The organism is Hymenobacter cellulosilyticus, assembly GCF_022919215.1.
In the GTDB taxonomy this organism is placed as follows: Bacteria; Bacteroidota; Bacteroidia; order Cytophagales; family Hymenobacteraceae; genus Hymenobacter; species Hymenobacter cellulosilyticus.
Genome location: NZ_CP095046.1, coordinates 3,500,985 through 3,519,882 on the forward strand (window position 1 = coordinate 3,500,985; position 18,898 = coordinate 3,519,882).

19 protein-coding genes and 2 pseudogenes are annotated in these 18,898 nt (G+C 62.8%); 2 read left to right on the forward strand and 19 right to left on the reverse strand.

The window, feature by feature from the left end:
- Nucleotides 1-333 precede the first annotated feature (333 nt).
- The 8 genes and pseudogenes from MUN79_RS17150 to MUN79_RS17185 form a co-directional block, all read right to left on the reverse strand.
- On the reverse strand, nt 334-1,269 hold the full coding sequence (locus MUN79_RS17150) for a glycoside hydrolase family 2 protein (RefSeq protein WP_244673877.1): 936 nt from the start codon (nt 1,267-1,269) through the stop codon (nt 334-336).
- Between the two features lie 157 nt (nt 1,270-1,426).
- A pseudogene (locus MUN79_RS17155) lies at nt 1,427-1,783 on the reverse strand (sugar-binding domain-containing protein); the annotation flags it as partial.
- Between the two features lie 309 nt (nt 1,784-2,092).
- On the reverse strand, nt 2,093-2,257 hold the full coding sequence (locus tag MUN79_RS17160) for a glycoside hydrolase family protein (RefSeq protein ID WP_244673878.1): 165 nt from the start codon (nt 2,255-2,257) through the stop codon (nt 2,093-2,095).
- The gene (locus MUN79_RS17165; RefSeq protein ID WP_244673879.1) at nt 2,200-3,054 is read right to left on the reverse strand and encodes a glycoside hydrolase family 43 protein; all 855 of its coding nucleotides are present in this window, start codon (nt 3,052-3,054) and stop codon (nt 2,200-2,202) included. Before MUN79_RS17165 ends, MUN79_RS17160 begins: the two co-directional genes overlap by 58 nt.
- Nucleotides 3,055-3,214: 160 nt before the next feature.
- Nucleotides 3,215-3,427 (reverse strand): hypothetical protein, encoded by a 213-nt coding sequence (locus MUN79_RS17170; RefSeq protein WP_244673880.1) that lies wholly within the window; start codon nt 3,425-3,427, stop codon nt 3,215-3,217.
- Nucleotides 3,421-4,221, reverse strand: a complete 801-nt coding sequence (locus MUN79_RS17175; RefSeq protein WP_244673881.1) for a glycoside hydrolase family protein — start codon at nt 4,219-4,221, stop codon at nt 3,421-3,423. Before MUN79_RS17175 ends, MUN79_RS17170 begins: the two co-directional genes overlap by 7 nt.
- Nucleotides 4,222-4,316: 95 nt before the next feature.
- Nucleotides 4,317-5,135, reverse strand: coding sequence for a rhamnogalacturonan acetylesterase (locus MUN79_RS17180; RefSeq protein ID WP_244673882.1), 819 nt, complete (start codon nt 5,133-5,135; stop codon nt 4,317-4,319).
- 2 nt (nt 5,136-5,137) lie between these two features.
- On the reverse strand, nt 5,138-5,656 hold the full coding sequence (locus MUN79_RS17185; protein ID WP_244673883.1) for a hypothetical protein: 519 nt from the start codon (nt 5,654-5,656) through the stop codon (nt 5,138-5,140).
- A 342-nt stretch (nt 5,657-5,998) separates the two neighbouring features.
- Between MUN79_RS17185 and MUN79_RS17190 the strand changes: the two genes are divergently transcribed.
- Nucleotides 5,999-7,846 carry a rhamnogalacturonan lyase gene (locus MUN79_RS17190; RefSeq protein ID WP_244673884.1) on the forward strand — a complete coding sequence of 616 codons (1,848 nt, stop codon included), beginning with the start codon at nt 5,999-6,001 and terminating at the stop codon, nt 7,844-7,846.
- Nucleotides 7,810-9,096: a T9SS type A sorting domain-containing protein gene (locus MUN79_RS17195; RefSeq protein ID WP_244673885.1), complete on the forward strand. Its 1,287-nt coding sequence runs from the start codon at nt 7,810-7,812 to the stop codon at nt 9,094-9,096. The genes MUN79_RS17190 and MUN79_RS17195 overlap by 37 nt, the downstream gene beginning before the upstream one ends.
- A 90-nt stretch (nt 9,097-9,186) precedes the next feature.
- Here MUN79_RS17195 and MUN79_RS17200 read toward each other — a convergent pair whose 3' ends face one another.
- From MUN79_RS17200 to MUN79_RS17245, 11 genes and pseudogenes are all read right to left on the reverse strand, one after another.
- Nucleotides 9,187-11,163 (reverse strand): T9SS type B sorting domain-containing protein, encoded by a 1,977-nt coding sequence (locus tag MUN79_RS17200; RefSeq protein WP_244673886.1) that lies wholly within the window; start codon nt 11,161-11,163, stop codon nt 9,187-9,189.
- A 243-nt stretch (nt 11,164-11,406) separates the two neighbouring features.
- Nucleotides 11,407-12,654 carry a histidine ammonia-lyase gene (gene hutH / locus MUN79_RS17205; RefSeq protein WP_311136497.1) on the reverse strand — a complete coding sequence of 416 codons (1,248 nt, stop codon included), beginning with the start codon at nt 12,652-12,654 and terminating at the stop codon, nt 11,407-11,409.
- Nucleotides 12,654-12,905 (reverse strand): aromatic amino acid lyase, encoded by a 252-nt coding sequence (locus MUN79_RS31135; protein WP_311136498.1) that lies wholly within the window; start codon nt 12,903-12,905, stop codon nt 12,654-12,656. Before MUN79_RS31135 ends, hutH begins: the two co-directional genes overlap by 1 nt.
- A 388-nt stretch (nt 12,906-13,293) precedes the next feature.
- A pseudogene (hisS, locus tag MUN79_RS17210) lies at nt 13,294-14,695 on the reverse strand (histidine--tRNA ligase).
- Between the two features lie 80 nt (nt 14,696-14,775).
- Nucleotides 14,776-15,102: an STAS domain-containing protein gene (locus tag MUN79_RS17215; RefSeq protein WP_244673887.1), complete on the reverse strand. Its 327-nt coding sequence runs from the start codon at nt 15,100-15,102 to the stop codon at nt 14,776-14,778.
- Between the two features lie 160 nt (nt 15,103-15,262).
- Nucleotides 15,263-15,931 (reverse strand): TIGR02117 family protein, encoded by a 669-nt coding sequence (locus MUN79_RS17220; protein ID WP_244673888.1) that lies wholly within the window; start codon nt 15,929-15,931, stop codon nt 15,263-15,265.
- Between the two features lie 135 nt (nt 15,932-16,066).
- Nucleotides 16,067-16,231, reverse strand: a complete 165-nt coding sequence (locus MUN79_RS17225; protein WP_244673889.1) for a hypothetical protein — start codon at nt 16,229-16,231, stop codon at nt 16,067-16,069.
- A gap of 77 nt (nt 16,232-16,308) precedes the next feature.
- Entirely contained in the window at nt 16,309-16,548 is a 240-nt protein-coding gene (locus tag MUN79_RS17230) for a hypothetical protein (protein WP_244673890.1), read from the reverse strand.
- Nucleotides 16,509-17,255, reverse strand: coding sequence for a hypothetical protein (locus MUN79_RS17235; RefSeq protein WP_244673891.1), 747 nt, complete (start codon nt 17,253-17,255; stop codon nt 16,509-16,511). Before MUN79_RS17235 ends, MUN79_RS17230 begins: the two co-directional genes overlap by 40 nt.
- A gap of 28 nt (nt 17,256-17,283) precedes the next feature.
- Nucleotides 17,284-18,039, reverse strand: a complete 756-nt coding sequence (locus tag MUN79_RS17240; RefSeq protein ID WP_244678351.1) for a serine hydrolase domain-containing protein — start codon at nt 18,037-18,039, stop codon at nt 17,284-17,286.
- Nucleotides 17,952-18,767, reverse strand: a complete 816-nt coding sequence (locus tag MUN79_RS17245; RefSeq protein ID WP_244673892.1) for a serine hydrolase domain-containing protein — start codon at nt 18,765-18,767, stop codon at nt 17,952-17,954. Before MUN79_RS17245 ends, MUN79_RS17240 begins: the two co-directional genes overlap by 88 nt.
- Nucleotides 18,768-18,898: the final 131 nt, after the last annotated feature.

Here is an 18,898-nt window from a genome sequence, read left to right on the forward strand (position 1 = left end):
CGTCGTAGTTTTTCCAGTCTTTGGGCAACTCCAGCTTAAGCTTCCCCTTGGCCAGGGGCCTGACGTCGGGGCTTTTGAGGCGGCTTTTCTTGCCCGAAATCGAGCCGGCAAACGGGTCGGTGGGCTTGCGGTAGTTTACCAGCTCCCACTGGAAAAAGCACTGATTGAGGTTATTGAAATGGTAGCGGTTCTCGACTTCCACCGTGCCGTTGAACCTGGCGGGCAGTTCCTTGAGGTCAATCTTGATGGGCGAGAAAATTTCCCGTATGGCGTAGAAGCTGCCTTCCTTTTCGCGGTGCGGGCCCACCACGCCGTCGGGCGCATTCACCCCGTTTACGTCGATGATATTGCGCTGGTCGGTGCGCACGATGCCTTCGTCCACGAGGGCCCAGAGGAAGCCGCCGCCCGAGCGCTGGGACTTCCAGTGCAGCTCCCAGAAGTCGTTGAGGCCCACGGCCCGCCGCCGTCGTCCTGGCAGTGCAGGAACTCGGTGGGCATGTAAATCAGCGAATCGCTGAGGAGTTTCTGGGTGCTGTAGTAATTCTCGTAGTGGTTGCAGTCGATGCCGCTGTGCTGGTTGCCGGGGCGGTGGTGGGCGTGAATAACGGGGCGGCGGGAGAAGTCAAACTTGCCGTAGTCGTCGTCCAGCTCCTTGTTGGTGCCGCCCTCGTTGCCGTTGCTCCAGAAGATGATGCTGGGGTGGTTGGCGTCGCGAATCACCATTTCCTTGACCAGCTTCTCGCCGGCCTTGGTGCTGTAAGCCTTCTGCCAGCCGGCCAATTCATCCAATACGTAGAGGCCCAGCGAGTCGCAGAGGTCCAGGAACTTCCCGTCGGGCGGGTAGTGCGACATGCGCACGGCGTTCATGTTCATTTCCTTGAGCAGCCGCACGTCGGCCAGCTGAATGGAGTCGTTGAGGGTGCGGCCGGTTTCGGGCCACCAGCTGTGGCGGTTGATGCCCTTCATCTTCACCTGGGTGCCATTGACGTAAATGCCCTGCCCGCGCCGCACCTCGATGGTGCGAAACCCAAACTTGTCGGTGGTCTGGTAGAGCGTGGTGGCGCCCTGCCTCAAACTGGTGCGCACCCGGTACAGATTCGGCGTTTCCGAGGTCCAGAGCCGGGGCTTGCTCACTGAAGTGCGCAGGGTCACGACGGTATCTTTGGGGTTCACGGCTGCGCTGGCCGTGCCGATGACTTGGCCCGCCGCGTCCAGAATGTCGGCCTGCACCTGGGCGCCGGCCGGGGCGTTGCGCACGAAGGCCTGCATGCCAAACGAGCCGTTGGCCTTGGCGTCGATGGACGTGTGGGTGATGAACTGCCGGGGTAGGCCTCCACGTAGACCGGCCGGAAAATGCCCCGAACACCCAGTAGTCGGCCAGCCGCTCGGCGTTATTGACCGACTGTTCCGCCGACATCTTGCTCACCGTGACTTCCAGCAGATTGCTCTGACCCGCGGGCTTGAGCTTGTCGGTAATGTCGTACTTGAACTCGTAGAAGGCGCCCTGGTGAATCGGGCCCGCGCTCTGCCCGTTGATTTTCACCTCAGTGTCCGTCATCGAGCCTTCAAAGACGATAAAGACCTGCTTATCCTGCCAGCCAGTGGGTACTGTAAACTGATGCTTGTACTGGCCCTGCTCGTCGGCGAAGCGGAAATTCTTGCCGTAGGTTTTGTAGTCGCGGCCGTAGTTGTAGCTGCCGAAGCCCTGCTGCTCCCAGCAAGAGGGCACCGCAATCTTGGTCCAGAACCCGCTTTTCCGGCCCCGGTGCAGTAGAAGTCCCACTGCACGGTGGGCTTGTTGTCGCGGCCCGAGAGGTACTGCACCTGCTTCTGCGGGGCAGTTTGGGCAGCTGAGGGCAAGGTGCTCAGCAGCGCCGCGCCGGCCAGCACGTAGCGCGCCAGCTGGCGGAAAGTAGTGGAAAGGCCCATGGGGTAGAAGAAGGTGGGAAGGGTTCGGGGAAGGGCAGCCGGGCTACCAGACGCTAACGTACTGCCCACTCCGTTGCCGCCTGTCCTGTAGTTTCCTGCTTGGCGTTTTTAGTACAAGTCATGTCGAGCAAAGCAAGACATGACGTTCTTTTCTGCGCCTTGGCTATTGCTTGAGCAACACTTGCAACTCCTGCTCGGTAATCGGCAGGATGGTGCCGTGGCGCAGACCCGCGGGCAGTTGAATCTGGTCTGAGACGTCGGTCCAGGTTTTCAGGTCCCGGGAGCGTACGGCTCCATAGCGGTGCAGGCGGTATTTGTCGAAGTACACCAACCAGTCCTGGCCCAGGCGCACAGCCGAAGGTCCTTCGGCCCAGTAGTCGCCGGTGATGGGGCCGAGAGCTGGGTGTAGGGGCCGGTGAGGTACTTGCTGTAGGCTAGGCGCAGGTTTTTGCGGGGCGTGGGCTCCAGCGTCTCGTCCTTGAGAAACATCACGTAGCGCTTGCCATCCTGCTGAATGCTGGCGTCGATGACGTTGAAGCCGGGCTCGTAGAGCAGCTGGGCGGGCGTGTAGGTTTGAAAGTCCTTGGTGGCGGTGTAGTAGATGCGGTGGTTGTAGCTGCTTTCACCCTTGGCCTGGGTTTGGGGAAAGCGGCCGGTAATGGTAGTGGCCCAGTAGATGACGTACTGCTTGGCTTTCTCGTCGTAGTTGATTTCCGGGGCCCAGCAGTTGCGGGCTCCGGGCTCGTGCTGCATCACCGGAATAAACTGCTGCTCCGACCAGTGCACCAGGTCCGGAGAGGAAGCGTAACCGATGCCCTTGTCGTTCCAGCTCACCGTCCAGACCATATGGAACCGCCTATCGGGGCCACGCAGAATGCAAGGGTCGCGCATGAGGCGGTCCTGGGCCACGGCGGGCTTCAGAAACGAGCTGTCGTTTTTCAGGGCCGTCCACTGGAAGCCGTCGCGGCTGTAGGCCAGGTGCAGACCATCCTTACTGTTGCCTTTGAAGTAGGCAAACACCAGGGGCTGCGACAGCGGCTGCTGGGCTGCGGTGGCCAGGGGAAGCAGATTGGCGACGGGCAGGAGTATTTTTAGAAGCAGGTTCTTCGAAAGAAACGACATCATAGAATTCTTGAGAAAGCTAAAAGTGGACTGTCATCCTGAGCTTGCGAAGGACCTTATGGGATACGAACGACAAGTTAAACAACGCCTCGTGCCAGCGTGATAAGGTCCTTCGCTAAGCTCAGGATGACAGACAGACAACTTCCTGAAGCTCATCTACCAACTACCTCTTGCGGCCCCGCTTTCCTGCTTTGCCCAAATCCACGTAGGTCGGCTCGTCGCGGTTGGTGGAAAGCTTGCCCGCCGCGTAGTGCAGCTCCACGACCTGAATCAGGCTGCGCTTGGCGGCAATGGTGCTGGCGGCCGAGGGCGTCCCCTGCCGGCGGCCAGGGTGGGTGAAGTAGAACAGGTAAGCCCGGTCGTTGTGCACTACCACGTCGCAGTGCCCGCCGATGGCCTGGTCCTCGGGCCTTTACCGGGCAGCTCCAGCAGCCGCTCAGCCTGGGCGGTCCAGGTTTTCAGGTCGGGGGAGCTGTACACGGCCAGGCCCTGCCACTTGTCGATAATCATCCAGTACTGGCCTTGCCAGCGGAATACCTTCGGGCCTTCACCGCGCTCCTTGAGGGCCTGGCCGTGGTCCTGCCAGTGGTAGAGGTCGGGGCTGTCGGTGTAGTAGATGCTCTTGCCGGCCCGCTCGTTGTTGTACCACATTCGCCAGGTGCCGTCAGGCAGGCGCAGCACACTGGCGTCGATGACCTTGTCCGTGGCCAGCGCCAGGGTCGACTGGTACTGCCAATTGAGCAAGTCCGAACTGGTCAGGTGCAGGATGTGGCGCGGGTGGTTCCAGTCGGTAAACACGCCCGGCACGTAGGTCAGAAACATGTGGTACAGGCCCTTGTCCTCCACCACATCCGGGGCCCAGTGGGTGTACTGCGGGGTGGGTCGGTAGCCAATGTTGGCCGTGTCGCGGTAGCGCCAGGTAGCCCCGCCGTCCCCGGATTCGGCAATGCCGATGCGGGTGCCGTGCACCCAGGTGACGCCCTGGGCCGTGGTATCGGTGGCCCGGCGGTTGGTGTAGAACATCCACCATTTCTGCTCCTTCTTATTCCAAATTACGACCGGGTCGGCGGCCCCATCATACACCGGGTCCCGAAACAAGGGCTTGGCGGCCAGCTTACCGGCCGGATTAGCCTGGGCTAATGCACCCAGGGGCAGCAGGAGCAGAAGCAATAAACCAAGCTGTTTTATTGGGGTAGGCATCAACCGAGTGGAAGTCGTGAGGATTGGTAAGAAATAAACGGAACTCTACTCAACCGGCTCCGGCCCTAATTTCCATCGGGCTTGGTCACGGCGCTGCGGGGGCTGTCAAACCACTGCCAGGCGGTAAGCGCGTCGGGGTGGGCGGGGTCAAAGGTGGGTGTGGGGCGCAGCAGTTTAGCCAGGCCCAGGTTGTTGGCTTTAATGCCTTCCACCACACACCGGGCAATTTCGTAGGCGCCGTAGGGGTTGAAGTGGGTATTGTCGGCCAGGGGTTGAGCCTGCCCGGGGTAGGTGTTGGCCGGATAGTGCACAAAGGCCTTCTTCGACTCTTCCGAGCCCATGGCCTCATAGAGCGTGGTGGTCAGGGTATTAAGGTCAATCAGGGCCACCTTTTCCTCTTGGGCTACCCGGCGGGCGGCGGCGGGGAAGTCGCCCAGGCTGTTTTCGATTTTGCTGTCGGCTCCAAAGCTGCGGCGACTGGTCGAGGTCAGAATCACCGGAATGCCGCCTTTCTGCCGGGTTTCGCGCACAAACAGCCGCAGCCGCTCGGTGTAGGCTTTCCAGGCCCCGTCATTCTCACCCTTGTCTTTCTGGTCGTTGTGGCCAAACTCGATGAAGAGAAAGTCGCCGGGCCGCATTACGCTGAGCACCTTCTCCAGCCGCTTTGAACTCAGAAACGAGCCCAGCGTCAGGCCCGACTCGGCGTGGTTGGCCACGGCCACCCCGGGCCCCAGAAAGCGCGGCAGCATCTGCCCCCAGGCCGCCCAGGGCTCATCATCCTGGTTAACCACCGTGGAGTTGCCGGCCAGAAACACGGTAGTAGCCTGCGGGGCCGGCACGATTTCCAGGGCCGCCAAACAGGGGTTTGGGCCGTTGAATTCCAAAGTCAGCCTGTTGTCCCAATCCAGCTTGCTAAGCTCCCGGGCTTGAGGCTGACGCTCTCGGTGGCGTTGATACGGGGACTTTTTACATTGAGCGTGAAGGTCTGGGTCGTGAGCTGCCCTGGCTTGGTCGTGGTGGTTTCGAGCAGCAGCCGGCGCGACTCGGCCTTGAGCATCGTGCTGGACGCCCCCTTGGCGTCGCCCAGCGTTACGGTCACGGTGTAGTTGCCCTCGGGCAGGTTTACCGAGAAGTAAAACGGCTGCTTACTGGTCACGAAATCCCCGCGTAGCGCGCCCTTGCTGCCGCGGTTCACGGCCGTGACGCTGGTGCCAAAGTCGAAGCCGTAGCCTGTGGCGGGAGAGTACACCGCGTCGGCCCCCACGGCCGTGTAGCCGGGCGCCGTTTTGCCGCTGCCAAAGTCGAATTTGTATACCAGCTTAGGCCTGGCGGCGTTGCCCTGGGCTAAGGCCCCGCTGGTGAGGAGCGTGGCGGCCAGCAAAGTGGTGGGGAAGGGGGTGGGCATCAGGCGGGCGGGATTGGTAGCGAAGGTGGCTAAAAGTAACTGCCGCCCCCGCCGTAGCTTCCCTGTACTGTCATGCCTGACCCGGGGGCGGGCCGTTGCGGGCACTATAGCTCCGCTGACCGGCGGTTAGGGTCTGTGAAGCCCTGCGCACTACCCGCCGTTCCGGCCCGCGAACTACAAAGTTCGCGCTACTGCTTGGAGTACTGCCTCCTCTAGAAATAATTATGACAGAGCAGGATAGTGCAGGACACTTAGTCTCAGTGGATTCCGGACTTTCAACCCGCTGCCCGCCCACTGGCCGCGGCCTCGCCCCGACCTTTTCCACTACCCAAAATTCCTACTATGAAACCAATCCTACCCCGTGGCCGGCAGCTTGTGCTGCTGTGTCTCGCCTGGCTGCTGCTCACGCTGCCGGCTCAGGCCCAGAAGTTTCTCGAAAAGCTCAACCGCGGCGTGGTGGCCGTGCGTACCAGCCCCGGCCAGGTGTACGTAGGCTGGCGCCTGTTTGGCAACGACCCGGCCGGCATCAGCTTCAACGTGTACCGGGGCGCTACCAAGGCCAACGCCACGCCCATTACCAACTCCACCAACTTCGTCGACGACAACTCCACCGATGCAGCGTACAGCGTGCGGGCCGTAATCAACGGGGTGGAGCAGGCCGGTTCGGCCACCGCGCCCACCCTGGCTCAGCAGTTTCTCAAGATTCCGCTCCAGATTCCGGCTGGCGGCACCACGCCCACGGGCGAGGCCTACACCTACTCAGCCAACGACTGCTCGGTAGCCGACCTCGACGGCGACGGGCAGTACGAAGTCGTGGTGAAATGGGACCCCTCCAACGCCAAGGACAATTCCCAGAGCGGCTACACTGGCAACGTCTACCTGGACGCCTACAAGCTCAGCGGCACACGCCTCTGGCGCATCGATTTGGGCCGCAACATCCGGGCCGGGGCCCACTACACTCAGCTCATGGTGTATGATCTGGACAATGACGGCAAAGCTGAGGTAGCCGTGAAAACCGCCGACGGCACCACCGACGGGCGCGGGGTGGTCATTGGCAGCGCCACGGCCGACTACCGCAACTTGGCGGGCTATATTCTCTCGGGTCCCGAGTTTCTGACCGTGTTCAACGGACAAACCGGAGCGGCCATGGCCACGACCAACTACCTGCCCGCCCGCGGCACCGTGAGCAGCTGGGGCGACAACTACGGCAACCGCGTCGACCGGTTCGTGTCGGCCATTGCCTACCTCGACGGGCAGCGGCCTAGCCTGGTTATGGGCCGGGGCTACTACACCCGCTTGGTGCGCGTGGCCTGGGACTGGCGCGGTGGTCAGCTCACCCAGCGCTGGACCTTCGACTCCAACACAAGCGGCAACTCGGCCTACGCCGGGCAGGGCAACCACCAGCTTACCGTGGGCGACGTGGACGGCGACGGCAAGGATGAAATCTGCAACGGAGCCAGCACCATCGACGACAACGGCCGGGGGCTGTTCAGCAGCGGCTATGGCCACGGCGACGCCCTGCACATGAGCGACATGGACCCTGACCGGCCCGGCCAGGAAGTGTGGCAGTGCCAAGAAGAACCGGCCAAGTATGCCGGCAAGGGCCTGCAATTGCGCGACGCCCGCACTGGCCAGCTTATATTCGGGGTACCTACCACCGGCGACGTGGGCCGGGCCATGGCCGCCGATATTGACCCGCGCTACAAAGGCTATGAACTGTGGGGCTCCAGCGGGGGCGTGTACACCTGCACCGGCCAGCAGATCAGCACCTCCCGGCCCAGCATCAACTTCGGCCTGTGGTGGGACGGCGACTTGCAGCGGGAGCTGCTCGACGGCGACAAAATCGACAAGTGGAACCCGGCTACCAACTCCGTGACGCGCTTGGCTACCATTTATGCCGAGCCCTTTAACATGGCTTATAATAACACGACCAAGCGCAACCCCGGCGTTTCGGCCGACATCCTCGGCGACTGGCGCGAGGAAGTCATCAGCCGCAGCATCGACAACCAGAGCCTGGTAATTCTGACCACGACCATCCCAACCACGCACCGCCTGCCTACGCTGATGCACGACGCGCAGTACCGCGCCCAGGTGGCCTTGCAGAACTCGGCCTATAACCAGCCGCCTCACCCCAGCTACTACCTGGGGGCGACATGGCCCCGCCGCCCACGCCCAACATTACCTTGGTAGGAGCCGCCGCTACCCGCCAAGGCAGCAGCGCTACCAACGTGGCCCCGGCCGATGGGTACGCCGCCACCCAGCCCGAAAACCTGACCCTGCGCTGGAACGGTAGCGCCAGCCGCTACAACGTCTTCGTGGGAACTTCCCCGCAGGAGCTGGAAATGGTAGCCACCACTCCCGAAATCAGCCTGCTGCTGGCCGCCCAGGCCGAGCTGAAAACCTACTACTGGCGCGTAGACGCCCTCTACGACGGCGACGAAATTCGGGACGGGGAAACCGTGACCGGGGAAATATGGTCCTTTACCACGGTCGACAATGTGCCGCCGGTGGCTCTGGCTAAGGATGTTACTGTAACGCTGGACGCTTCAGGCCAGGCCCGCATCAGCGCCTCCGACGTGGACAACGGCTCTTCCGACGCCTACGGTATTGCCTCGGTGGAAGTAAGCCCGGCCGTTTTTACCTGTGCCAACCCGGGCCCCAACCCCGTGACGCTGACCGTGACCGACAAGAACGGCAACTCGGCCACAGCCACGGCTACCGTAACCGTACTGGGCAGCCTGCCCACGGCCGCTATTACCGTGACGCCCGCCACGCCCATCTACACCGGCGGCGTGCCCACAACGCTGTATCTGGGGTACGGGCCACAGAGTATCACGCTTACGGCCACGGGCGGGCAGCGCTACCAGTGGAGCCCGGCCGCGGGCCTGAGTGACGCTTCGGCCGCTGCGCCCGTATTCACCGCTGCCACGCCCGGCACCTACGCCTACACCGTAACGGTAACCAACGAGTACGGCTGCACGGCCACGGCCGCGGTTACGCTGCGGGTGCTGGATGCCCGCTGCGGGAACAAGAACGACAAGGTGCTTATCTGCCACAACGGCAAGCTCCTCTGCGTGGATGCCAGCGCCGTAGCCGCCCACCTGACCAACCACCAGGATCAACTAGCTACCTGCGGCTTCACCCCGATGCGCGAAGGCAAAACGGCAGGTTCGGGCCTGGCTACCAGTTTTGATGCCTACCCCAATCCGTTTGCCGAGCGCACTACTATCAGCTTCCGCAGCCAGCTTACCACCGCGGCCCGCGTGCAGGTATTCAATGCCCTGGGTCAAACCGTGGCTACCCTCTTCGACGCGCCGGCCGCCGCCGGGCAGCTGTACCAACTCACGCTGGACCGCAAAACATTGCCTGCCGGCCTTTATACCTGCCGCCTAGTACTCCATGGTCAGGTCCAGACCCAAAAGCTCATGATTGAGAAATAGCTCAGGCTAAGCTGCTATGAAAAAGGCCACTCCCGGATTCGGGAGCGGCCTTTTGCTTTAATATACAATTAAATGGCTACCAACCTTACCTCAGCGCAGCAGCGTGATGGTGCCGTGCTGCACCACGCGCTTGCCGGTTTCGTCGGTGGCTTCGAAGCGCCAGACGTAGGCGCCGGGCACGGGTTCCTCATTGCCGATGCGCCCGTTCCAGACCTGGGTCCGGTCGGTGCCGCGGAACACCTGCTGGCCGTTGCGGTCTACTACGGTAAAGGTGAACGTGGACAGGAACCGGCCTTTGACTTCCAGCACGTCGTTGAGCCCGTCGCCATTGGGTGTAAAGGCCGTGGGCAGCACTGCTTTCATCTGCCGGGTTATGAGAGCAATGTTCGAATAGCTAGGCTGGGTCAGGCCGGGGCTGGTGGCCGCAATGCGGTAGCGCAGCACTTGCCGGTCGGAGGGCGGGGCCTGGTCCAAGAATGAGGTGCTGCTACTGTTGGCTGCTGGCTGGCTCAGCACTGCGCCGTTGGCATCCACCAGCTGCACCGTGTACTGCACGCCCGTCGGGTCGGGCCCGCGCAGCTCCGACCAGCTTAGCTGCACCGAGTTGCCGTCGGGGTCGGCGGTTTTGGCCGTGAGTAGTACGGGGCAGAAGGCCGGGCTCAACGCCGAACTGTTGCCGCAGTCGTCCACAAACTGGGCCTGGTAGCAGGAGGCCGCCTCGGGGTTGAAACGCTGGGTAGAGTCGCGCAGGGTGCGCCGGGCCGTCAGCCCGATTTCGGTGGGCCCACCCACCACTGCCGCGCGCAGGTAGCGCACCCGCCCGCCGGTGGGCAGGCCCGGCACGGTGGCCGTCAGCACCACCTGGTTAGCAGGCGTAAAGCTGGCTACCAGCTGGGGCACGGGCAGCACGGGGCTGGGCGTGGTCGTTACACAGGCCTCATTCGACACCACCGTAGTGCGGGCTACCGGCGGGCCGCTCACGGCTTCGAGCTGGTAGCAATACGGCACGCCGCAGGTCACGGCCGCATCGGTGTAGGTAGTAGTGCCAGCCGGCAGCGTCACCAGATTCTGGCCGTTGCGGCGGAGCTGGTAGGTGCTGGCCGTGCCGGGAAAAGTCAGGGTATTTTGCCCATTAGTGGAAGTAGCCGTCAGCAGCAGGGAGCACGCCGTGGGCGAAACCGGCAGGCCCGGCGTGGCGCACACGTCCTGCAGCCGCACCCGGTAACACTCGGGGCCCGTCACGCCGCTGAGCGTGGCGCCGCTGCCCCCAAACACGGCCTGAGGCAGGGTCCGGAAGCCGCCGGGACTACCGGCATCGGCCTGTTGGAGCTCGTAGCGGTAGCCGGTGGGCAAAGCATCCAGTTGAAACTGCAGCGTGGTTCCCGTCAGCGCCAGACGCCGAATTACCGGTGTGGGAGCCGTGCCCAGGGTGGAGTATGTCGTGCTGTCGGCGCCTACGCACAGGCCGCCCACGGCATAGAAGCCGGTAACCTTGATTTTACCCGTGGTGCCGGCCACGGCGTACACCTGCGGACCGGCACCCTTGCTCACAGGCTGCACCGGCCCGTCGTCGATGCGGATGGTGTAGGCGTCGTAGGCCTGATCGGTCACGTTGACGCGCACGAAGCCCGGGGCGCAGGCCTCTACCTGGAACGTGGGCTTGGTAGTGGCAAAAACCTCGTAGACCCGCAGAAAAATAGTGCCCGTGCCGGCACCGGCCTGGGCGTTTTCGGCCACCGTGATGGTGCCGGCCTGGGTGGGCGTGAAGGTATTGCTGCGGCTGTTGTAGCCGGTGCAGGGCGCCGAGATCAGGGCGCCGGGCACAAACTGGTAGTAGAGCGCGTTGCGGTCCACGCCGCTGCGACCGGGGCAGGTAATGACAATCCGTACCGGCCGGCCCACGCAGAAGTTTTGCACGGGCAGCCCGGTTTGCTGGTCAAAAGCCTCGAAGGGCTGGTCACAGTTGCTGGGCAGCTGGTCCCGGCACTGGGCCTGGGCGGAGCCAGTTAAACCCAGTAAGGTCAGCAGTAGAAAGGCGAGGTAGCGGAAGTGGTTCACAGAATTCATAACGTACGACATCCGCATTAGCGTTTTGCACTCCGCTAAAAATAGGAACTACCCGCGCAATACTATGCTTTATCTGTCATCCTGAGCTTGCGAAGGGCCTTATCCCGCCAGACCGAGTTGTGGTTACGCCCGTCGTTCATATCCTATAAGGTCTTTCGCAAGCTCAGGATGACAGTCTAAACAACATCAGCAGGCGAAATGCCTCGCGTTGCTCGATATGTCGTTCTTTTCTTAGCGCAGTGCTTACGGCCACTCATAGCCGCGTACGAAGGCGGCGGCGGCGTGCAGGTCGGGGTAGAGAATACGGTCCCGGCTCACAAACTTCACCTTTTCGCGGAAGGCTTCCACCACTTGCTCCAGCACCGCCGAGGTGCGGGCCGGGCGGCGGAAAGCCAGGGCCTGGGCCGCATTCATCAGCTCGATGCCCAGAATCTGCTCCACGTTGTCGAGCACCCGGCGGGCCTTGGTAGCGGCGTTGGCGCCCATGCTCACGTGGTCTTCCTGCCCGTTGCTGCTCACGATGCTGTCGACCGAAGCCGGGGTGCAGAGCTGCTTGTTCTGGCTCACGATGCCGGCGGCGGTGTACTGCGGAATCATGAAGCCCGAGTTCAAGCCCGGCTCGGCTACCAGGAAGGGCGGCAGGCCGCGCTGCCCGCCAATAAGCTGGTAGGTGCGGCGCTCAGAAATGCTACCCAGTTCAGCCACGGCAATGGCCATAAAGTCGAGTGCCAGGGCCAGGGGCTGCCCGTGAAAGTTGCCGCCCGAGAGAATCAGGTCGTCGTCGGGGAAGATGTTGGGGTTGTCCGTTACGGCGTTGCACTCGGTTTCCAGCACCTGGGCCACATAGGCCAGCGCGTCGCGGGAGGCGCCGTGCACCTGGGGCTGGCAGCGGAAGGAGTAGGGGTCCTGCACGGCGGTTTTGGCCTGCTGCTGCAACTCGCTGCCCTGCAAAAAGCCGCGAATCCGCTCGGCTACTTTGAGCTGCCCGGCGTGGGGCCGAATTTGGTGCAGGCGGTGGTCAAACGGCTCCGAGCGGCCGTCGAAAGCTTCCAGGGAAAGCGCCCCGATGACGTCGGCGGCCTGGGCCAGCCGCTCGGCCCGCAGCAGGCTATGCACGCCGTAGGCCAGCATAAACTGGGTGCCGTTGAGCAGGGCCAGGCCTTCCTTGGCTTCGAGCGTGATGGGCGTCCAGCTGAAGAGGTGGTGGGCATCAGCCGCTTGCAGACGGTAGCCTTCGTAGTTTACTTCGCCCAGACCCACCAGGGGCAAACACAAATGAGCCAGGGGAGCTAAATCCCCGCTGGCGCCCAAGGAGCCCTGCTGATACACGACCGGCAGAATGCCGCGGTTGTAGAAGTCGAGCAGGCGCTGCACGGTGGCCAGCTGCACCCCGCTGTGGCCGTAGCTCAGGCTCTGGGCCTTGAGCAGCAGCATCAGGCGCACCAGCTCGGCGGGCACTTCCTCGCCCGTGCCGCAGGCGTGCGACATCATCAGGTTGACTTGCAACTGCTGCCGCTCCTCGGGGCAATGCCGGTGTTGCAGAGGGCCCCAAAGCCGGTATTGATGCCGTACACCGGCGCGTCGGATTGGGCCAGACGGTTGTGCAAATACTGGTAGCAAGCCTCAATTCGCTGGGTGGCGACTGGGCTAAGCTTTACGGTTTGCCCACTGGCGAGCAGCTGGCGCAGGGTTGGTAAGTCGAGGTGGGTGCTGGGGTCGAGGTAGAAAACGTCGGCGGACATGCGGGTGGTGGAAAAAGAAAAACGGGTGACCGGCAAGTTCCTGAAATCTTTTGGAACCGGCCACGTCCGGCTGCCAATTCCCCGTGCCGCCCAGCGGTTTTCGGCTGCCCGCCACCGGTGTGTTCCATACCCCGACAAACTTGGCAGGGCTCACTACACGTGTGGTAGGCAACCAGCAAAAGCACGGAGTGCCCATCACAGCGGTGATGAGCACTCCGGAAAACCTCGTAATAGCTGCCACATGTGTGGCGGGCACTCCGGAAAAGGCCGGGATACCCATCACAGGTGTGCTGAGGGTCCCGGAAAACTTCCGGGCGCCTACCACACCTATGGCGGACACTCCGGAGTTTCTCGGGCTGCCCACCACACCTTGCCCGCCGCGGTCGGGCTAAGCTGTCAGGGTGGTCAGCACCTGTTCCAGGGTCAGGGTTTTTTCCTCGCCGGTGCGCAGCTCCTTGAGCTTAAACTGCCCGGCGGCCCGCTCCTCGGGGCCCTGAATGAGCACGTAGGGAATGCCCTTGGCGTCGGCGTACTTAAACTGCTGGGCCAGCTTCTTGCTTTCTGGGTACATTTCGCTCGGTACGCCCGCGGCCCGCAGCTCGCGCAGCACCGGCAGCAGGCTTAGCATGCCTTCAGCGTCGAAGTTAGTGAGCAGGCAGCGCGTGGTAGTAGCGGCGTTTTCGGGGAAGAGTTGCAACTCCTCCAGGCAGTCGTAGAGCCGGTCGACGCCGAAGCTGAAGCCCACGCCCGATACGCCCGGCAGGCCGAAAGCTCCGGTCAGGTTGTCGTAGCGGCCCCCGCCGCTCACGCTGCCCATGTTCACGTTGTTGATCTTGATTTCGAAGATGCAGCCCGTGTAGTAGGAAAGGCCCGGGCCAGCGTGGGGTCAAATTCGAGGCGCTCGAACTGCTCGAAGCCGAAGCTGGTGAGAAAGTCCACGACCTGGCCCAACTCCTGCAAGCCCTTGTAAGCTTCCGGGGCATCGGTGGGCACACCCGCCGCGCCGAAGGCGCTACGCAGCGCGCTGAGCTTATCGGCAAAGCTGCCTTCTACCGCCAGCAGGCCAAACAATTGCTCGGCTGCCGCGGCCGAGAAGCCCCGCTCCAGCAGCTCCTTGGTCACGCCGTCCCGCCCGATTTTGTCCAGCTTGTCAATGGCTACGAACAGGTCGGTTTCGCGGGCGTCGCTGTTCAGCGCCTGATAGATGTTGCGCAGCACCCCGCGGTGGTTGATTTTAATGGTAAAGTCGGTCAAGCCCAGCGCGTTCAGTACTTCGCTCATCATCAGAACGATTTCCGCCTCACACAGCAGCGAATCGGTGCCTACCACGTCGGCGTCGCACTGGTAAAACTCGCGGTAACGGCCGCGCTGGGCCGGTCGGCGCGCCACACGGGCTGGATCTGGTAGCGCTTGAAGGGGAAAGTCAGCGTGCCGCGGTTCATAACCACGTAGCGGGCGAAGGGCACCGTCAGGTCGTAGCGCAGGCCTTTCTCGGCCACTTTGGGCAGCACCCGGCGGGTGGCTTTGCCGTCTTCGTTTAGCAGGTCCTCGGCCGTCACGTCCTTTAGGAAGTCGCCCGAGTTGAGAACTTTAAACAGGAGCTGGTCGCCCTCGTCGCCGTATTTGCCGGTCAGTACCGACAGGTTTTCCAGAGTGGGAGTTTCGAGTGGGGCGTAGCCGAACTTCTCGAAAGTACGGCGGATAATGCCGAAAATATAGTTGCGGCGGGCCACCACGGCCGGGCCAAAGTCGCGGGTGCCTTTTGGAATGCTGGGTTTCTGAACGCTCATCGGGTAATATGCGGAATGATGGCGCGAAGGTACAACGCCCGGCCTGACTTCCCCGCTGCGGCGTGGGCAACCTCTACTGCTTAGGCGGAGAAGAAACCGGAGGGCTTGGCCTCGTCGTAGCTTTCCGCGTCGAGCAGGGAGGGCACTACCAGCGGCTGCGACTCGGCGTCCAGGTCCAGGAAGTGGTGGCGCACCGTATCGGGCACGTGGCAGAGCACGAGGCGGCGGTTCTGGCAGTGCAGCATGTAGGCGTAGGCCAGCAGCAGGTCTATGGCTTCGGCCGAGAGGTGGTCGAGCAGGCTGCAATCCACCCACACGGCCTTTTTAGGGCTACGGCTGGCCCGGTGCAGGGCCCGCGTTAGCTTCAGTTCATCTTTTTCGTGCCGGGAAGGGGCCAGAACCAGCAAGTAACTCTGGGGTAATTCTTCACGATGAACATCAAGCATGGCAAGGCGGGCGGCAAGGCACGGTAGGGTAAGGGGCTACCGGGTTACCAATACGAGTTGGACTTTGCCCACGACTTGGTATTTAGCAAGGAAATACTGGCTGATGGAAAGAAAGTAGCGCCTACTGTGGCGCTTGCCCGGCGCCCGGGCGGCTGCGGCGCAGCTGCCGCAGCACCGGCCCAGCCAGCGGCGACTTCAGGGGCACCCGCAATCCAGTGCGGCGCAGGGTCCGCACGGTCCAGTCGTTGCAGGTGTGCAGGGCGTGGTAGCGGCCCTGGGCCCGGAAGAAAAAGTCGTGGGACGTATAGCCGGCCGCGTTGCGCAGCTGGGCCGCACCGGTGCTGTCGGGCGCGAAGGATTCTTGCAGCAGAGAAGCCAGACGCTGGTATTCGGCGGTTGAAATCTGCAGGGCTACCACGCGCTTGCCCGGCTGCGGGGCCTGGGGATAAAAGCCCACGTGCATAAGCGTGGGACCCGGGCCGGCGGCGCGCAGCACAGTACCCACGCCCGGCATACGCCCCCCGTAGGATTTGAGGTAAAACCGCTCACTGCCCCAGCCGAAAGCCGCGTACCGGTAGTGGGCAAATTGAGCCGTGAGCTGGGGCTGGCCTAGTTGCTGCAGCCAGTCGGTGCCGGTGCGGGGCTCACGCAGGGGCACCACAATGTCGGTGTGAAACCCGTTGGACACCACGAATATCGGCACCCCGCCCGGGGTTTGCCGGAACTGACGGTTCAGGGGCAGGCGCGCGCCGGAGAAGAACAGCAGAAGAAAAGCCAGGGCCGGGTACATGCGCCTCTCGTAACGTAGAAAGCTAGGCCGGGTAGAGCCCACTGAAAAAAGCTTAGCCCGGGAAAGGTGGGAAAAACTTCCGTAATGGAGGCTCGTCTCAACTTCCCGGGCCAAGCCTTTCGGTGTACCGCTCTCTTATTTAACTGGCGCTGCAGCCTGCGTCTGCATCAGCTGGGTCAGCAGGCTGCGTAGGGCAGCGGGGCCGTCGGGGCCGTACAAAAAGCCGTGGCCGCCGGTGGGCCGGGAGAGGAAGTGCCACTGCCGGGCCTGAGCTTGCTGCTGCTCGTACACGGCGCGCACATCCTGGTAGGCAAATACGTCGTCGTCCTGGGCATTTAACGAGTACAGTGGGGCACCCCGGCGCAGCTGTTTAAAATTTAAGGGCCCCAGCGCACTAGTTGGCTGCGCCGAAAGGGCATAGAACCCCGCGAAGCCGGCCGGCGACTGGCAGGCGTACCAAAATGCCGCCGTGCCCCGTTCGACATGCCGCCCAGGTATACCCGGCGGCTGTCAATATGGTAGCGCAGCTGCACCTGCTCCACCATGCGGCGTACATTGTCCAAGGCCGCCCGCTGCTCTAGCCACCCAAACGACTGCCGGCCGAAGGGGTAGAGCACCAGGGCATTCTGCTCGGCTGCCGCGGCAAAAATCGGCTCCTGCGCCACCCCCGGGTCAGTGGTCCGAAACTGCGGCGTGCCAGCAATGCCCCGTGCAAATACACGAGCAAGGCCGCCGGGCGGGTCAGGTTGTACGTTTTGGGTACGTATACTAAGTAGGGCACCCGCACCGTGTCGACGGGGGCATAATACAAAGCAAAGCCGGGCTGGGCCACCGCAAAAGCACCCGGTTTGGTCGGCGCTGGCAGGGCTTGGCCCAGCGCAGCTTGTTGCCATTCGGCCGCGGCCCGTTGGGCTTCGGCTACCCGGCGGGCAGCAGTTTGGCGCATACTGACCAGAAAACGGTTCCAGTCCGCTGAGCTGTGCAGGCTGCTCAGGCTGGCGTCCTGCGCCATTTGGTCAATGTCGCGGGCGGTGATGGGCAGATTCGGCTGCCGACTCAGCTGCAGCAGCCACCGCAGGGCCTGGGCCTGCTGGCCGGGGCAATTAGCTGCCGCTCCGGCCCCGGCGTAGAGGTCGAAGGGCCCAACGCGGGAGCTGTCGGCAAATGCCTGGGTGAAAGCAGCAGTGGCCGCGCAGTAGTTTTTTTGGCCCAACTGGCGGGCGGCGCCTTCCAGAAGCTGGTTGTACGTCAGGCTCTGGGCCCGCACGAGGGAGCCGGTCAGCAGCAGGGCCAGGAGCAGAGTGGCGGGTAGCAGGCGGCTCATACGCTGAAAAAAGCGGTGGGGTAAAGGATTACAGAAGCTTTTTGAGCTGCTCGGCGGCGTTGCGGCTGCTGGGGTCCAGCTTAAGCGCCTGGCGGTAGTTTTTCACGGCCAGGGCTTTGTTGCCCATTTCCTGGTAGGTTTCGGCCAGGCTGTCGTAGGTGTTGGGGCTGGTTGGGTAGAGGCTCACGTTCAGCTTGAAGATTTCCAGGGCCTGGGCCGTCATCTGCTGGCGTAGCAGGGTGTAGCCCCAGGCGTTGACGTCGTCTTCGGGCAGCTGGTAGGCCGGGTTCTGCTTTTGCTGCTGCCGCACCAGGGCCAGCGCGTTTTCAAAGCCGCGTTTGCGCAGCTCGTTGTGTAGCGCCCGCAGCTGGGGCGGCAAGCCAAAGCCGGTAGCCAGTCGCATATCAGGCACGTAAAAGCTGGCTATTTCATCCACAAACCGGTCGGGGTTAGACCCAATCAGGTTGGTCAGCACCACCACGGCCAGGTCGTCTTCGGGGTAGACGAATACGGCCGAGCGGCCCCCGCCCACGGCCGCGGCGGCGCGGTGCTCGGGCCGGCCCACCGTGGGCCAGCCCGCGGCGTAGCCATTCAGCTGCCGGCTGAAGCCGCCGGTCTGGCCATTATTGAGCAGCACCGGCGTCCAGAGTTTAGCCAGGTTGTTGGCTTTCAAAAGCTTGCCTTGCTGCAAAGACATCACCCAGTGGGCCAGGTCGTCGGCCGTAGAGTTGAGGCCGGCGGCGGTGTAGAGGATAGGGGCAAATACCTCGAAGACGTTGCGCAGCTCCTTGCCCTGCGCAGTTCCCCATCCACGGCGTGCAGAAAGCTGTAGCCCCGTACCGCGTGGGGCGTTACGGTGTGGGCGTCGCCAAACTTGCTGTGCGGCATGCCCACGGCCCACAATTGTTTTTGCTCAATGAACTGGGCAAACGGCTGTCCGCTGAGCTGGTCGATCAGCTTGCCCAGGAGCAAATAGTTGGTTTGGTTGTAGCTGAACTTCTCCCCGGGCTTAAAATCCATGGGCTGGGTCTGCACCTTCGCCCAGGCGGCCTGCTGCTCGTTTTCACTTATCTGCTCGTCGTCGGGCATGATGTTGGGAATGCCCGAGCTGTGGGCCAGCAGCTGCCCGATGGTAACCGGTTGCCAGGCCGCCGGCAGCCCCTTTACATACTGTCCGATGGGGGCGGCCAGATCTAGCTTGCCAGCTTCCACGAGCTGCATCACGGCCACGCCGGTAAAGGCTTTGGTAATGGAGTTGATGGGGAAAACCGTCCGGCTCGTTACCGGCACCGAGTCCTGCACGTTGGCCAGCCCGTAGTTGGAGAGCTTCACGATTTTGCCGTGGTGAACAACGGCCAACTGCAGGCCCGGAATCCGCTGCTGCTGCATCCGGTTCTTTATCAGGGCGTCCACGCTGTCGGCCGCCGTGGCCGCCGGCGCTGCTTGGGCCCAGGCGCTGGTGGTAAGAGTCAGGGCCATGCCCAAGGCCGCCAGGTAGGTAGTGATTTTCATAAAAGAATAGTCGGTAACGGTGGAGGAGGTCAAAGAAAAGAAAGAAGAAAACAAGGAGAAAAATAGGTGAAAAAGGGCTGGAAAGCAGGGGCTTGCTCAGTGCCGAGCAGGACCAGCTTTCAGCCACGGTC

Bases quoted from the DNA above. Each gene is read 5' to 3' on its own strand.
- MUN79_RS17150 (WP_244673877.1), bottom strand. From the start codon at position 1,269: ATGCAGGCCTTCGTGCGCAACGCCCCGGCCGGCGCCCAGGTGCAGGCC.
- MUN79_RS17165 (WP_244673879.1), bottom strand. From the start codon at position 3,054: ATGATGTCGTTTCTTTCGAAGAACCTGCTTCTAAAAATACTCCTGCCC.
- MUN79_RS17185 (WP_244673883.1), bottom strand. From the start codon at position 5,656: ATGCCCACCCCCTTCCCCACCACTTTGCTGGCCGCCACGCTCCTCACC.
- MUN79_RS17190 (WP_244673884.1), top strand. From the start codon at position 5,999: ATGAAACCAATCCTACCCCGTGGCCGGCAGCTTGTGCTGCTGTGTCTC.
- MUN79_RS17195 (WP_244673885.1), top strand. From the start codon at position 7,810: ATGGCCCCGCCGCCCACGCCCAACATTACCTTGGTAGGAGCCGCCGCT.
- MUN79_RS17200 (WP_244673886.1), bottom strand. From the start codon at position 11,163: ATGAATTCTGTGAACCACTTCCGCTACCTCGCCTTTCTACTGCTGACC.
- hutH (WP_311136497.1), bottom strand. From the start codon at position 12,654: ATGATGTCGCACGCCTGCGGCACGGGCGAGGAAGTGCCCGCCGAGCTG.
- MUN79_RS31135 (WP_311136498.1), bottom strand. From the start codon at position 12,905: ATGTCCGCCGACGTTTTCTACCTCGACCCCAGCACCCACCTCGACTTA.
- MUN79_RS17220 (WP_244673888.1), bottom strand. From the start codon at position 15,931: ATGTACCCGGCCCTGGCTTTTCTTCTGCTGTTCTTCTCCGGCGCGCGC.
- MUN79_RS17235 (WP_244673891.1), bottom strand. From the start codon at position 17,255: ATGAGCCGCCTGCTACCCGCCACTCTGCTCCTGGCCCTGCTGCTGACC.
- MUN79_RS17245 (WP_244673892.1), bottom strand. From the start codon at position 18,767: ATGAAAATCACTACCTACCTGGCGGCCTTGGGCATGGCCCTGACTCTT.